We start from the raw sequence: 14,080 nt of genomic DNA, 5'->3' as shown, positions 1-14,080 counted from the left end.
CGTATCCATGCGCTCTCCGCGCTCTCCGCGCCCTCTGCGCTCTCGGCGTTTTCCGCGCTGCCCCCAGCGCTCCGCGTTGCCCACGAAAGAGATGGCGAGCATGACCGTGCAGAAGACCGAACGGCCGCCCTCCGGCCCGACGGAGGTGCAGACACCGGCAGGCGGGCCGCATCCAGGTGGCCCGCGCAGGGAGCCCCGGCGTCTCGCCGGGCTGACGCCCTATCTGCTCCTTGCCCCCGCGATCATCGTCACCCTGCTGTTGCTCGGCTGGCCGCTGGTCAACAACGGGATGCTGTCGTTCCAGAACCTCAACATGCGGCAGTTCATCCTGCACTTGACCGAGTGGAACGGATTCGACAACTACAAGGACGTCCTCACCGGCGAGGACTTCTGGCGGGTCACCGGCCGCTCGGTCGCCTTCACCGCCGTCAACGTCGTGCTGATCATGGTCCTCGGCACGCTGGTGGGACTGCTGCTCGCGCGCCTCGGCCGGAAGATGCGCACGTTCCTGCTGCTCGGCCTGGTGCTCGCCTGGGCGATGCCCGTCGTCGCGGCCAGCACGGTCTACCAGTGGCTGTTCGCGCAGCGCTTCGGCGTCGTCAACTGGGTGTTCGCCAAGGTCGGCTTCGATTCGATGGCCGACCACGACTGGCTGGCCACGCAGGCCTCGACCTTCTTCGTTGTCCTGCTCCTCATCGTCTGGATGTCCATCCCCTTCGTGGCGATCAACCTGTACGCCGCCACGACCACCATCCCCAAGGAGCTGTACGAGGCCGCCGCGCTGGACGGCGCGGGCGCCTGGAAGCAGTTCACCCAGGTCACGCTGCCGTATCTGCGGCCCTTCCTCTACGCCACGACGTTCCTGGAGATCATCTGGGTCTTCAAGGCGTTCGTCCAGGTCTTCACGATCAACGAGGGCGGCCCCGACCGGCTCACCGAGATCCTCCCCGTCTACGCCTACATCGAGGGCATGGGCAACCAGCACTTCGGCATGGGTGCCGCGATCGCCCTGCTCACCATCATCATCCTGCTGGCCATCACCTCGTTCTACCTGCGGATCGTGCTCAAGCAAGAGGAGGACGAGCTGTGAAGCGCTCGCCGATCGGCCGGCTCTGGCCCAACCTGGCCGCCGTCGTCATCTTCGTCTTCTGCGTCTTCCCCGTGTACTGGATGTTCGCCACGGCCTTCAAGCCGACCGGCGACATCATCGCCGAGGACCCGGTCTGGTTCCCGACCGACGCCACGCTGGAGCACTTCAAGAAGGCGATCGACGCCGACCACTTCTGGACCATGGTCGGCAACTCGCTCACCGTGACGATCCTCGCGGTCCTCTTCTCCCTCGTCATCGGCGTGACCGCGGCGTTCGCCCTCGCCCGGATGCGCTTCAAGGGGCGGCGCGGCTTCATCGTCGGCTTCATGCTGGCGCAGATGGCGCCGTGGGAAGTCATGGTCATCGCGATCTACATCATCGTGCGCGACGCGGACATGCTGAACAGTCTGATCCCGCTGACCCTCTTCTACATGGTGATGATCCTGCCCTTCACCCTCCTCACGCTCCGCGGCTTCGTCGCCGCCGTGCCCAAGGAGCTGGAGGAGTCCGCCATGGTCGACGGCTGCACCCGTATGCAGGCCTTCCGCCGGGTGATCCTGCCGCTGCTCGCGCCGGGCCTGATGTCGACCTCGCTCTTCGGCTTCATCACCGCCTGGAACGAGTTCCCGCTGGCGCTCGTGCTCAACAAGGAAGCGGACGCCAAGACCCTGCCGATCTGGCTGTCCAGCTTCCAGACCGCCTTCGGCGACGACTGGGGCGCCACCATGGCGGCCGCCTCCCTCTTCGCCGTCCCGATCCTCGTCCTCTTCGTCTTCCTGCAGCGCAAGGCCGTGGCCGGCCTGACCGACGGCGCAGTGAAGGGATAGCTCCGCTCATGACGACACTCACGCACGCCGGTGACACCCTCACCCGCAACGCCCTGGCCGTCCTGCAGCCCGGCTTCGACGGCACCGCCGCCGTACCGGACTGGGTACGCCACCGGATCGGCGAAGGCCTCGCCTCCGTCAGCCTGTTCGGCCGCAACGTCCAGAGCGCCGAACAGGTGGCCGCCCTCACCGCGCAGCTGCGCGCCGAGCGCGAAGACCTGCTGATCGCCATCGACGAGGAGAGCGGCGACGTCACCCGCCTGGAGGTGCGCACCGGCTCCTCCTACCCGGGCAACCACGCGCTCGGCGCCGTCGACGACCCCGCGCTGACCCGCGCGGTCGCCGCCGACCTCGGCCGGCGCCTGGCCGCCTGCGGCATCAACTTCAACTGGGCGCCCTCGGCCGACGTCAACGCCAACCCCGACAACCCGGTCATCGGCGTACGCTCCTTCGGCTCGGACCCCGAACTCGTCGCCCGGCACACCGCCGCCTACGTCGAGGGCATGCAGTCCGCCGGCGTCGCCACCTCCGCCAAGCACTTCCCCGGCCACGGCGACACCGCGATCGACTCGCACCACTCCGTGCCGGTCATCGACGTCGACCGGGACGTCCTCGACTCCCGCGACCTCGCGCCGTTCCGCGCGGCCATCGCCGCGGGCACCCGGGCGGTGATGAGCGCGCACGTGCTGGCCCCGGCCCTGGACCCGGACCACCCCGGCACCCTCTCCCGCCGCATCCTCACCGGCCTGCTCCGCGAGGAGTTCGGCTACGAGGGACTCATCGTCACCGACGGCATGGACATGCAGGCGATCGCCGGCACCTACGGCTTCGAGCGCGGCTGCGTCCTCGCCATCGCCGCGGGCGCCGACGCCATCTGCACCGGCGGCGGCCCCTCGGACGAGGGCACCGTGCTGCGGCTGCGGGACGCCTTCGTCGCGGCGGTCCGCTCCGGCGAACTGCCCGAGGAACGGCTCGCCGAAGCCGCCGACCGCGTACGCGCCCTGGCCGGCTGGGCCGCGGCGTCGGCGGGCGGGGGAGCGGCTGGGGCTGGTCTCGCGGCGGGCGTGCCGGGGGGCATGCCCGACACCGGGATCGGCCTGGTCGCGGCCCGCCGCGCCCTGACGGTCACCCGCGGCGAGACCTACGCGGCCCCGGTCACCGAGGCCCCCTACGTCGCCACCTTCTCGCCGCTGCCGAACATCGCGGTCGGCGACGAGACCCCGTGGGGCGTCACCGCCGAGCTGACGGCCCGCTTCCCCGGCACGGCGTCCGGCACCTTCTCCGGCGACGGCGCGGGCGCCGAGGCCCTGGCGGCGGCGGGGGAGCGGCGCATCGTCGCCGTCGTCCGCGACGCCCACCGGCACGGGTGGATGGCCGACGCCCTGACCACCCTCGTCACGGCCCGCCCGGACACGGTCGTGGTCGAGATGGGCGTCCCCCAGTCCGCCCCGGTCGGCGCGATCCACATCGCCACCCGCGGCGCGGCACGGGTGTGCGGCGAGGCGGCGGCGGAGGCGATCACGGGCGCGTGACTTCGGCGTCGGCGCACTCGTGCCGGCCCCGCAACGCCGGAAGGGGCGCCCCCGTTGAGGGGCGCCCCTTCCGGCGTTCCTGACTCCTGATGGCGGCGAGGAGCTACCCCCAGAGCCCGGAGAACCCCTGAGCCCCTAAAGCCCCTGCCAGTCCGGCTTGTTCACGTAGGTGTGGCGGAAGTAGTCCGCGAGCTTCAGCTTGGACGCGGCCGCCTCGTCCACGACGACCGTGGCGTGCGGGTGCAACTGCAGCGCCGAGGCGGGCACGACCGAGGCGACCGGACCCTCCACCGTCGCGGCCACCGCGTCCGCCTTGCCCTCACCGGTGGCGAGCAGCACCAGGTGCCGCGCCTCCAGAATCGTCCCGATCCCCTGGGTGATGACGTGGTGGGGCACCTGCTCGATGTCCCCGTCGAAGAAGCGCGCGTTGTCCACCCGGGTCTGCTCCGTCAGCGTCTTGATGCGCGTACGCGAAGCGAGCGAGGAACACGGCTCGTTGAAGCCGATGTGCCCGTCGGTCCCGATCCCCAGCAACTGCAGGTCCACGCCGCCGGCCTCGGCCAGCGCCTTGTCGTACGCCACGCACGCCGACTGCACGTCCTTGGCGCTGCCGTTCGGGCCCATGAACGCGTCCTCGCTCAGCCCGAGCGGCTCGACGACCTCCCGCAGCACCACGGAACGGTACGACTCCGGGTGCCCGGCCGGCAGCCCCACGTACTCGTCGAGCTGACAGATGCGCGCACGCGAGGCGTCCACGGCGCCGGACGCGACCTTGGCGGCCAGCGCCTGGTAGATGGGCAGCGGGGTGGATCCGGTGGCGACACCGAGCAGGGCGTCAGGCTTACGGCGCACCAGGGCGGCCATGGCCTCCGCGATGAGCTCGCCGCCTGCCTTGGCGTCCGGGACGATGACAACTTCCACGCTGGGCCTGCCGATCTGGAGAGGGGGACTGTGGGGACTGGTGTCCGGGTCTCTGAAGGGACGTCGCGCGAGACTCAGGGGCACTCAGACGCAGTTGGTGGTATAGACCAATCTAGCAGAGCTGTGCCGCCAGAACAGTCGAATCCTCCAGCCCATGCTCAGCCTCCAGCCCATGCTCAGCTCCAGCCCACGCTCAGCCTCCGGCCCATGCTTAGCGTCTAGCCCATGCTTAGCCTCCAGTCCATGCTCAGCCCTCACGGCGGCCTCCGCCCGTCGAGCGAAGCGTGCCCGGGGCCCGGGCCCCGGCCCCCGGTCGCCTCAGCCCGCGTCGAGCAGACCAGGGTCGACCGGCCCCTCGCTCCCCAGCGTCGACCCGCTTGTCCTCACACCCCCAGCACCGACCCGCCCGTCGCGTCGATGTACTGCCCCGTGATCCAGCGCGCGTCGTCCGAGGCGACGAAGGCCACGATGTCCGCCACGTCCGCCGGCTGACCTATGCGGTCGAAGGCCGAGTACGCCGCCATGCTCGCCCGCTGCTCGGCGGGGAGCCCGTCCATCATGTCCGTCTGGATGATCCCCGGCGCGACCGCGTTGACCGTGATCCCGCGCGGGCCCAGCTCCTGCGCCAGCGTGTGGGTCAGGACATTCACCGCACCCTTCGTCATCGAGTACGCGATGGTGATCGGGAAGGCGATCCGCGTGACGCCCGAGGAGATGTTGATGATCCGGCCGCCGTCCCGCAGTCGGCCGAGCCCGTGCTGCGTGACGAAGAAGAGTGCCTTGGAGTTGACCGCGAACGCCCGGTCGAAGTCCGCCTCCCGCACCTCCCCCACGTGGCCGTAGAGCCCGATGCCGGCGTTGTTCACCAGGATGTCCAGGCCGTCCGCATGCCGGTCGAACTCCGCCCAGAGCGCCTCGGCGTCACCGGGCACCCCCAACTCCGCGCCGATCGCGAAGGCGGAGCCGCCCGCCGCCTCGATCGTGGCGACCGTCTCCTTCGCCGCCACCTCGTTGCTGCCGTAGTGCACGGCCACCCGCGCCCCGTCCCGCCCGAGCCGCTCCGCGATGCCCCGGCCGATGCCGCGGCTCCCGCCCGTGACCAGCGCCGTCTTCCCCGCGAGCCTGCCCGTGGATGCACCCATGTCAGGCACCCCCCATTTCTCTAGTGGTTGCTACAGAAAGAACCGTACCCGACCCCCACCCCCATTTACTAGTGCCCGCTATACAATTCACCCCATGGCGACGAAACAGCGCGGCCGTCCCCGCTCCTTCGACCGCGAAACGGCGCTGGAGCAGGCGCTCCACGCCTTTTGGGAACACGGGTACGAGGGGACGTCGGTCTCCGACCTGACGCGCGCCATGGGGATCGGGGCGCCCAGCCTCTACGCCGCCTTCGGCGACAAGCGGCGCCTCTTCGACGAGGTCGTCGTGCGGTACGACCACACCCACGGCGCCTTCGGCGGCCGTGCCTTCGACGAGGAGCCGACGGTGCGCGGCGCGGTGTCACGGATGCTGCGCGAGGCCGCGGCCGAGTTCACCGCCCCCGGCCGCCCCCGCGGGTGCCTGGTCATCTCGGCGGCGATCAACTGCACGACGCCGGAGGTGGAGGAGGCCCTGCGCGAGCGGCGCAACACCAATCTCGCGGACATCGAGTCCCGCATCCGTGCGGCCGTCGCCGCGGGGGAGCTGCCCGACGACACCGATCCCGTGGCTCTCGCCCGCTATACGGGGGCCGTCTTCCAGGGGATGTCGCAGCAGGCGCGGGACGGCGCCACCAGGGGCGATCTCGAGGCGGTGGCCGACCTCGCCATGCGGGCCTGGCCGCGGTCACGGCCTGCGGGGGAGTCCGCAGGGCGAACCGACCCGGAATGAGGCCTGGCGCCCGGTGCGCGAGTGGGAGAAAGTGACAACAACAAACATCTGTCGACGCATAGACATGGGAGAATGGTCTAGTCCACAATGCGGGGGTAAAGCCTCCGCTCTTCCCGCACAGGAGAGCGGATCGAGGAACCGGCGCTCTCTGCCCTGACCGCGTCGGATCCTCCCGATCGGCCGCTCAGTACCGCACATTCTGACGGCCGATGCACCTGAAGGGCTGCGGTGCCGTGGGTGGGTTGAGGGTCCCGCCCTGGCGCCGCGGCTCGTCGGGATCGCCGGAGCCCTCCACACACATCCGGCGCCATCCCGCCGGGAACTCCACGGAGCGGGCCCACCGGACGCGAAAGGTACGCTCGCACACGTGCCCTCCATGAACGACCTCGTACGCCAGCACACCGCCCTCGGTGACTCCGACCTCGAGTGGCTGCACCTGCTGGTCTCGGAGTGGCAGCTGCTCTCCGACCTCTCCTTCGCCGACCTGGTGCTCTGGGTCCCCACGCGCGACGGAACCCGCTATGTCTCCGTGGCGCAGATGCGGCCCAACACCGGCCCCACCTCCTACCAGGACGACATGGTCGGCCACCTCGTCCCGCGCGGCCGCCGCCCCCTCCTCGACGCCGCCCTGGACGAGGGCCGCATCGTGCGCGAGGGCGACCCGGAGTGGCGCGAGGAGGTGCCGGTGCGCGTCGAGTCCATTCCGGTACGCCGGGAAGGACGCGTCCTGGGCGTCATCGCGCGCAACACCAACCTGCTGACGGTGCGCACCCCGTCCCGCCTGGAGCTGACCTACCTTCAGTCGGCGTCCGACCTCGCACAGATGATCGCCGCCGGCTCGTTCCCCTTCCCGGGGCAGCAGGTCGACATGGACGCCTCCCCGCGCGTGGGCGACGGCCTGCTGCGGTTGGACGCCGACGGCATCGTGCAGTACGCGTCGCCGAACGCCCTCTCCGCGTACCACCGGCTCGGCCTCGCCTCCGACCTCGTCGGCCACCACCTGGGCACGGCGACCGCCGAACTCGCCCCGTCCCGCGGCCCGGTGGACGAGGCCCTGGCCAAGCTGGCCAGCGGCTGGGCGCCGCGCGAGTTCGAGATCGAGGGCGGCGACGGAGTGATCCAGCTGCGCGCGATCCCGCTCAAGCCCAAGGGCCCCCGCATCGGCTCCCTCGTCCTGCTGCGCGACGTCACCGAACTCCGTCGCCGGGAGCGGGAGTTGATCACCAAGGACGCGACCATCCGGGAGATCCACCACCGGGTGAAGAACAACCTCCAGACGGTCGCCGCGCTGCTGCGGCTGCAGGCGCGCCGCATCGACTCCGCCACGGGCCGCGAAGCCCTGGAGGAAGCGGTGCGCCGGGTGGGTTCCATCGCCATCGTCCACGAAACGCTTTCCCAGAACCTGGACGAGCGTGTGGAGTTCGACGAAATCGCCGACCGGGTGCTCGCGATGGTCGCCGAGATCTCACCCGGCAAGGTCGTGGGCCGGCGCACCGGGCGCTTCGGAATTCTCGACGCGGAGGTCGCGACACCGTTGTCGATGGTGCTCACGGAAATCCTGCAGAACGCGCTGGAGCACGGTTTCCGCGAGGGGGACACCGGCACGGTCGAGGTCTCCGCCGTGCGCGGCGGCACCAGCAAGGAAGCGCGGCTGCTGATCACCGTTCAGGATGACGGCATCGGCCTGCCCGAGGAATTCGACCCGCACCGCTCCGGCAATCTCGGTCTGCAGATCGTCCGCACGCTGGTCGAGGGCGAGTTGGGCGGCACCTTCGACATGGTCCGCGCCCCGGAGCGCGGCACCCAGGTGATCCTCGACGTCCCGGTCCGCGCCGACAAGTAGCGCCGGCGGGCGACACCGGCCGGTAGCGGCGGCAAACGTCGGCCCGTCCAGCCGTACACCTCGACGCACACGGCAGTTCGACGCCCACAGCAGTGAGCCCCGGACCGATGGGTCCGGGGCTCACTGCTCACGTTGCGATGCGCATCGGGGGTACTGCGCGGCTGCGGCTCGGGGGCGGGAGTTGCGTACGCGCTGTACGCGCCGCCAAGCTCAGGCTCGTAAGGGGTGTGGGCGTCAGGCGCTGGCCTGGCGTGCACGGTTGCGAGCGGCGCGGCGCTTCATTGCGCGGCGCTCGTCCTCGCTGAGGCCACCCCAGACGCCGGAGTCCTGGCCGGACTCGAGCGCCCACTGCAGGCACTGCTCCATGACGGGGCAGCGGCGGCAGACGGCCTTGGCTTCCTCGATCTGCAGCAGCGCAGGACCGGTGTTGCCGATGGGGAAGAAGAGCTCGGGGTCTTCCTCGCGGCAAACGGCGTTGTGACGCCAGTCCATGGCTGCTACCTCTCCTTGGTATTACATTCAGGTTGCTTGTGAATGTGAACGCTTTCACGAATCCCCCCGCACGGGAAGGGCCGACGCCCAGTCGCCTGGTGTGGACCTTGTGATGGAGGAGGGGTTCTGGCTCTCTGTGGGGCCGTTGTTGCGGGCCGTCCCGATCGCCATGTAGAGATTCGCAAACCTCGGCGGCGGATACAACCCCTTCAGGAAAGTTTTTTTTGATTCCTCAGTGTCGACTGGGTCACAGCCGTACTTCCATGGGGTGGACCCTGGCCTAAACGTTCGAGTGAAAGGACTTTAGGCCCTTCTACTCACACAATCACACGCAGTGCACGGCGTACGCCTGTGAACGTCACGCTCGTCCGCAGCCCCAAGTGGTCGCCGTCCATCTGAAGGGGCAGGGGCACCTTCGAATGCAAGGTGAAGGCCGTGAGGTCGTGGAGTGTAACCGCGTGCTTACCGTGCGGTCCGCGGTCCGGCGTCGACGTCAGGAGCTGGGTGCCGTAACGGGCCACCGCGGCCGTCGAGAGCTTCTTCAGGCCCAGGACGTCAAGCCCTGTGTCGAAGGAGGCCTGCGGGGACGCGTACAACGGGCGATTGCCCAGGTAGGAGTAGGGGGAGGTGTTGCACACTATCGACATCACCAGGTCGGTCACCGGGTCCTCGCCGGGCCGCTCCAGGGTGATCATTCCGTGCCTGCGGTGCGGCTCGTCCAGGAACTGGCGGAGCACCTGGCGCACATAGAGGGCATGCGTCGAGCGCCGGCCGAGCTCGCGCTGCTGTTCGACTCTGCCCACCACGCCGCCGTCGAAGCCGAGCCCCGCACAGAACGTGAACCAGCGCGAGGGCACCGCCTCGTCCTCCGTACCCGGCGTGCCGCCCGCGATGCCGAGGCCGACCGTGCGCTCGCTCCCCTCGCGCAGGGCGTCCAGGAGGGCGCCGGTGGCCTCCACGGCGTCGTTCGGCAGTCCCAGAGCGCGCGCGAAGACATTGGTGGAACCGCCGGGGACGACGGCCAGGCGCGGCAGGCGCTCGGGATCGGGCCCGTCGTGCAGCAGGCCGTTGACGACCTCGTTGACCGTGCCGTCGCCGCCGAGGGCGACGATCAGCTCGATGTCCTTGCTGTCCGCGGCCTGCCGGCCGAGGTCTCTGGCGTGCCCGCGGTACTCGGTGGTGACCGCGTCAAGCTTCATCTCGCTCGCGAGGGCGTGGACCAGCACATCACGCGTACGCGCACTGGTGGTGGTTGCCGCCGGGTTGACCACGAGGAGTGCACGCATGCGCAGCAGACTACCTAGCGGTCTTTACCCGGCCTAGACCGAGGTGCCGGGGCGGGGGTGCCCGGAGCTACCCTGCATGAGTGAGTACTCAGCGGAAAACCACCCCCGAAACCCCCGAGGCGCCCGCGCCGGGCCCGCGACCCACGCGGGTGACCGCCGCCGCGGCCCTGGTGGCGCTGGAGGGCCTCGCGCTCCTCGTGGGGGGTGTGTACATGCTTGCGATGGGTCTCGCGGGCTCGCCCGACGATCCGAAGCAGGCCGAGACGGGCGGCGTCACGCTGATCGTCCTCGCGCTGCTTCCGCTGCTCGCCGCGCGCGGGCTGATGAAGCTGCGGCGCTGGAGCCGGGGGCCCGCGATCATCACGCAGATCATGGCGCTTCCGGTGGCCTGGCAGCTGCTGCAGGCCGACAGCGCGGCGATCCCCGCCGGTATCGTCCTCGCCCTCGCGGCGATCGCCTCGCTGGTGCTCCTGATCCATCCGGCGACGACCGAAGCCCTCGGTATCCAGGGCCCCGGCAACGTCCAGGACCAGAAGTAGCGCCGACTACGGAGAGCGACCACACCCCGATTACGGGGAGTGCCTGCTGCTGACTACTTCTCGACTGTCGATTACTCCTCGACGAGGAGCTTCTCCCGCAGCTGCGCGAGGGTGCGTGCCAGCAGGCGGGAGACGTGCATCTGGGAGATGCCGACCTCCTGTGCGATCTGCGACTGGGTCATGTTGCCGAAGAAGCGCAGCAGCAGGATGCGCTTCTCGCGCGGGGGCAGGTCCTCCAGGAGCGGCTTGAGCGACTCGCGGTACTCGACGCCCTCCAGGGCCTCGTCCTCGGCGCCCAGGGTGTCCGCGACAGCAGGCGACTCGTCGTCCGTGTCGGGGACGTCCAGGGAGAGCGTGGAGTACGCGTTCGCCGACTCCAGGCCCTCCAGCACCTCCTCTTCGGAGATGGCCAGCTTCTCCGCCAGCTCGTGCACGGTGGGGGAGCGGCCGTGCAGCTGGGACAGCTCGGCGGTGGCCGTCGTCAGCGAGAGCCGCAGCTCCTGAAGGCGCCGCGGCACGCGGACCGCCCACCCCTTGTCGCGGAAGTGCCGCTTGATCTCGCCGACGACCGTCGGCGTCGCGTACGTGGAGAACTCCACGCCGCGCTCCGGGTCGAAGCGGTCCACGGACTTGATCAGGCCGATGGTGGCGACCTGGGTGAGGTCGTCGAGCGGCTCGCCGCGGTTGCGGAAGCGGCGGGCCAGGTGCTCGACGAGCGGCAGGTGCATGCGGACCAGCTGGTTGCGCAGCTCCGCGTACTCCCGACTGCCGTCCGGCAGGGAGCGCAACTCGACGAACATCGCGCGTGCGCCGCTGCGGTCCTGCGGATCGTGCCGACCGTGCCCGTGCTCGCTCATGTTTCCCACCCGTCGCCCGCCGCCCCGGCCGGAGAGCTGCTTGGGCTCGTCCTTGGCGGTCGGCTCTGCCTGCTCCGACACATCGGCCACCCTCGGCGGAGCCGGATGCTCCGGCTCCTGGGGGTGCGGTTTGGCCTGCTGCTCGGGGATTCCGGTGGTCATACGGCGCGTCCCCTCCCTGCCGCCGGCGGACAGACTCTGTGTGCCGCGCTCTTCGTCCCGCACCTGCCCGTCCCCGTTCCTCACGCCGGCCCGGGTCCCGCGCCGCGCTTCTTGTAGAGGCTGATCGAGACGGTGTTGTCCTCGGCGACGGCGGAGTCGACCTGGCCCGCGAGGGCCGAAAGCACCGTCCAGGCGAAGGTGTCCCGCTCCGGGGCCCGGCCGTCGGTCGTGGGTGCCGAGACCGTCACCTCCAACGAGTCGTCGACGAGTCGGAAGACGCAGCTGAGCACGGAGCCCGGCACGGCCTGCTGGAGCAGGATCGCGCAGGCCTCGTCGACCGCGATGCGGAGGTCCTCGATCTCGTCGAGTGTGAAGTCCAAGCGCGCCGCGAGGCCGGCCGTCGCCGTCCGCAGCACAGACAGGTAGGCACCCGCAGCCGGAAGGCGGACCTCCACGAAGTCCTGATTCCCGGGCTCGCCTGCGATCTGGGACACCCTCACCTCCAAGGTGGTACAAGCACTTTCGGGGCTCCCGGACCGCTGTCCTGCGGTGGTCCGGACTGCGTCACACGGGTAACGCGCCACGTCTTTCAGCGGTGACGCTACCGCGCTCCCCGGATCCGTGTCCCGGGGACCCCGCCCGATGCTGTCACTCATAGTAAGCCTATGAGTACGGACAGTGGCTAGGGGTCGGGCAGGCCCAATTGGAAAGAACGGGCGCCGGGTTGACGTACCCAGGCGTCAGACGATCGAACCGTCCACGAAGCACCAACGCCAGCTCTCTCCCGGCTCGAAGGTCCTCATCACTGGGTGTGAGGTCTCCTTGAAGTGCGCCGTCGCGTGCTGGAAGGGCGAGGAGTCACAGCAGCCCACATGCCCGCACTCCAGGCACAGCCGCAACTGCACGGGATGGCTACCGGCCGCCTGGCACTCGAGGCACGTTTCACTCAGCGGGGACACCTCGGGGTGCGGCAGCGCGGCGACGTGCGGGCACTCGTTCATGATTGCCAGGTTACGACGGGAACGCGGAGGGCGGAGGGGTCTGCCGATGGATGTACTGCCCCTGGTGGCACTGATCGCGGCGAGCGCCGTGGTGGCGGGGGCCGCACGCAGGACCCCCGTGCCGGCGCCGCTGCTCCTGGTCGGGGTAGGGCTCATCGCCTCGTACGTCCCCGGAGTGCCCGAGTACCACCTCGACCCGCACATCGTGCTGCCGCTGATCCTGCCCCCGCTGCTGCACACCGCCGCCCTGGAGAGCTCCTACCTGGACCTGCGCGCCAACCTCAGGCCCGTCGCGCTGCTCTCGGTCGGCTACGTCCTGTTCGCCACGGTGGCCGTGGGCTGGCTCGCGTACCTGCTCATCCCCGACCTGCCGCTGACCGCCGCGCTCGTCCTCGGCGCCGTGATCGCGCCGCCCGACGCGGTCGCCGCGACGGCCATCGCGCGCAGAGTGGGGCTTCCCTCGCGGATCACCACCATCCTGCAGGGCGAGTCCCTGGTGAACGACGCGACCGCGATCACCGCCTACAAGGTCGCCCTCGCGGCGGCGGTCGGCGAGGGCGCGAGCTGGTCGGGCGGCGTCCGGGAGTTCCTGATGGCCGCCGTCGGCGGGGTCGGGGTCGGGCTGCTCCTCATGGTGCCGATCCATTGGCTGCGCACCCACCTGAAGGAGGCGATGCTGCAGAACACGCTGTCGCTGCTCATCCCCTTCGTCGCCTACGCGGCCGCGGAACAGGTCGGCGCCTCCGGAGTGCTCGCCGTCGTCGTGGTCGCCCTCTACCTGGGGCACCGCTCCTGGCAGGTCGACTTCGAGACGCGGCTCCAGGAGGCCGCGGTGTGGAAGGTCGTCGCGTTCATCCTGGAGTCGGCGGTCTTCGCGCTCATCGGGCTGCAACTGCCCGTCGTCCTCAAGGGGCTCGGCGAGTACAGCGTGGGACAGGCGGTCTGGTACGCGCTCGGGGTCTTCGTCTTCGTGGTGGTCGCGCGGTTCGTGTGGTCGTATCCGGCGACGTACCTGCCGCGCGGTGTATCGGCCCGCATCAGGGAACGGGAGAGCGACCTGGACTGGCGCCGTCCGCTGATCGTCAGCTGGGCGGGGATGCGCGGCGTGGTCTCGCTTGCCATCGCCTTCTCGATCCCGCTCGTCATGGACGACGGCGAGCCCTTCCCGGCGCGCAATCTTGTCCTGTTTCTGACGTTCACCACGGTGATCGGCACGCTCGTCGTGCAGGGGCTCTCGCTGCCGTGGCTGATCCGTGTCCTGAAACTGCCGGGCCGTGACGCGCAGGCGCAGACGCTCGCCGAGGCGCAGGCGCAGAACGCCGCCTCACAGGCCGCGGAGGAGCGGCTGGGGGAACTCATGCAGGACGAGCGCAATCGCCTGCCACAGCCCCTTCAGGACCGTCTGAGCACGGTTCTGGAGCGGCGCCGCAACTCCGTGTGGGAGCGACTCGGTCAGTCCAACCCGGTGACGGGGGAGTCGGCGGACGACACCTACCGCCGCCTCGCGCGCGAGGCGATCGCCGCCGAGCGCGAGGTGTTCGTGAAGATGCGGGACGAGCGGCGCATCGACGACGAGATGATGCGGACGCTGCTGCGCAAGCTGGACCTGGAGGAGGCGGCCGCCCACCGGGAGATCGAGGACTGAATCGAGGTCTGAG

At 70.1% G+C, this 14,080-nt stretch carries 14 protein-coding genes; 7 read left to right on the top strand and 7 right to left on the bottom strand.

The features are described 5' to 3' along the window. The first annotated feature begins 100 nt into the window (after positions 1-100). Genes ACZ6CV_RS05820 through ACZ6CV_RS05810 form a run of 3 tightly spaced genes read left to right on the top strand, consistent with a single transcriptional unit; the run spans position 101 to position 3,449 of the window. Positions 101-1,090: a carbohydrate ABC transporter permease gene (locus tag ACZ6CV_RS05820; protein WP_469249768.1), complete on the top strand. Its 990-nt coding sequence runs from the start codon at positions 101-103 to the stop codon at positions 1,088-1,090. Further along, positions 1,087-1,917, top strand: coding sequence for a carbohydrate ABC transporter permease (locus tag ACZ6CV_RS05815; protein WP_469249767.1), 831 nt, complete (start codon positions 1,087-1,089; stop codon positions 1,915-1,917). Before ACZ6CV_RS05820 ends, ACZ6CV_RS05815 begins: the two co-directional genes overlap by 4 nt. Positions 1,918-1,925: 8 nt before the next feature. Next, on the top strand, positions 1,926-3,449 hold the full coding sequence (locus tag ACZ6CV_RS05810; protein ID WP_469249766.1) for a glycoside hydrolase family 3 protein: 1,524 nt from the start codon (positions 1,926-1,928) through the stop codon (positions 3,447-3,449). A 135-nt stretch (positions 3,450-3,584) separates the two neighbouring features. On the opposite strand, the gene nagB is transcribed toward ACZ6CV_RS05810, so the two are convergent. Together nagB and ACZ6CV_RS05800 are read right to left on the bottom strand one after the other, a co-directional pair. Then, positions 3,585-4,370 (bottom strand): glucosamine-6-phosphate deaminase, encoded by a 786-nt coding sequence (gene nagB, locus ACZ6CV_RS05805; protein WP_358711614.1) that lies wholly within the window; start codon positions 4,368-4,370, stop codon positions 3,585-3,587. Positions 4,371-4,753: 383 nt separating this feature from the next. Continuing rightward, positions 4,754-5,512, bottom strand: coding sequence for an SDR family oxidoreductase (locus ACZ6CV_RS05800; protein ID WP_469249765.1), 759 nt, complete (start codon positions 5,510-5,512; stop codon positions 4,754-4,756). Between the two features lie 94 nt (positions 5,513-5,606). Between ACZ6CV_RS05800 and ACZ6CV_RS05795 the strand changes: the two genes are divergently transcribed. Both ACZ6CV_RS05795 and ACZ6CV_RS05790 read left to right on the top strand, forming a co-directional pair. After that, a complete protein-coding gene (locus ACZ6CV_RS05795) occupies positions 5,607-6,242 on the top strand; it encodes a TetR/AcrR family transcriptional regulator (RefSeq protein WP_469249764.1) in 636 nt (211 codons plus the stop codon). A 376-nt stretch (positions 6,243-6,618) separates the two neighbouring features. After that, positions 6,619-8,085, top strand: coding sequence for a histidine kinase N-terminal domain-containing protein (locus tag ACZ6CV_RS05790; protein WP_469250284.1), 1,467 nt, complete (start codon positions 6,619-6,621; stop codon positions 8,083-8,085). A 234-nt stretch (positions 8,086-8,319) separates the two neighbouring features. Here ACZ6CV_RS05790 and ACZ6CV_RS05785 read toward each other — a convergent pair whose 3' ends face one another. Both ACZ6CV_RS05785 and ACZ6CV_RS05780 read right to left on the bottom strand, forming a co-directional pair. After that, positions 8,320-8,577 carry a WhiB family transcriptional regulator gene (locus ACZ6CV_RS05785; RefSeq protein WP_016639615.1) on the bottom strand — a complete coding sequence of 86 codons (258 nt, stop codon included), beginning with the start codon at positions 8,575-8,577 and terminating at the stop codon, positions 8,320-8,322. A 317-nt stretch (positions 8,578-8,894) separates the two neighbouring features. Continuing rightward, on the bottom strand, positions 8,895-9,863 hold the full coding sequence (locus ACZ6CV_RS05780) for a diacylglycerol/lipid kinase family protein (RefSeq protein ID WP_469249763.1): 969 nt from the start codon (positions 9,861-9,863) through the stop codon (positions 8,895-8,897). Between the two features lie 80 nt (positions 9,864-9,943). Between ACZ6CV_RS05780 and ACZ6CV_RS05775 the strand changes: the two genes are divergently transcribed. Continuing rightward, complete coding sequence (locus ACZ6CV_RS05775; RefSeq protein WP_469249762.1) at positions 9,944-10,402, top strand: hypothetical protein; 459 nt, start codon at positions 9,944-9,946, stop codon at positions 10,400-10,402. Between the two features lie 71 nt (positions 10,403-10,473). Here the strand turns inward: ACZ6CV_RS05775 and ACZ6CV_RS05770 are convergent, their stop codons facing one another. The 3 genes from ACZ6CV_RS05770 to ACZ6CV_RS05760 form a co-directional block, all read right to left on the bottom strand. Continuing rightward, on the bottom strand, positions 10,474-11,505 hold the full coding sequence (locus tag ACZ6CV_RS05770; protein WP_469249761.1) for an RNA polymerase sigma factor SigF: 1,032 nt from the start codon (positions 11,503-11,505) through the stop codon (positions 10,474-10,476). Then, on the bottom strand, positions 11,502-11,915 hold the full coding sequence (locus tag ACZ6CV_RS05765) for an ATP-binding protein (protein ID WP_062782207.1): 414 nt from the start codon (positions 11,913-11,915) through the stop codon (positions 11,502-11,504). Before ACZ6CV_RS05765 ends, ACZ6CV_RS05770 begins: the two co-directional genes overlap by 4 nt. 246 nt (positions 11,916-12,161) lie before the next feature. Beyond that, positions 12,162-12,422, bottom strand: a complete 261-nt coding sequence (locus ACZ6CV_RS05760) for a UBP-type zinc finger domain-containing protein (RefSeq protein WP_355802944.1) — start codon at positions 12,420-12,422, stop codon at positions 12,162-12,164. A 46-nt stretch (positions 12,423-12,468) separates the two neighbouring features. Here ACZ6CV_RS05760 and ACZ6CV_RS05755 point away from each other — a divergent pair, with 46 nt between their 5' ends. Next, on the top strand, positions 12,469-14,067 hold the full coding sequence (locus ACZ6CV_RS05755) for a Na+/H+ antiporter (protein ID WP_469249760.1): 1,599 nt from the start codon (positions 12,469-12,471) through the stop codon (positions 14,065-14,067). Positions 14,068-14,080 lie beyond the last annotated feature (13 nt).

It is taken from the genome of Streptomyces sp. NPDC041713, from assembly GCF_055591085.1.
This window is presented reverse-complemented; position numbering and strand designations above follow the sequence as displayed.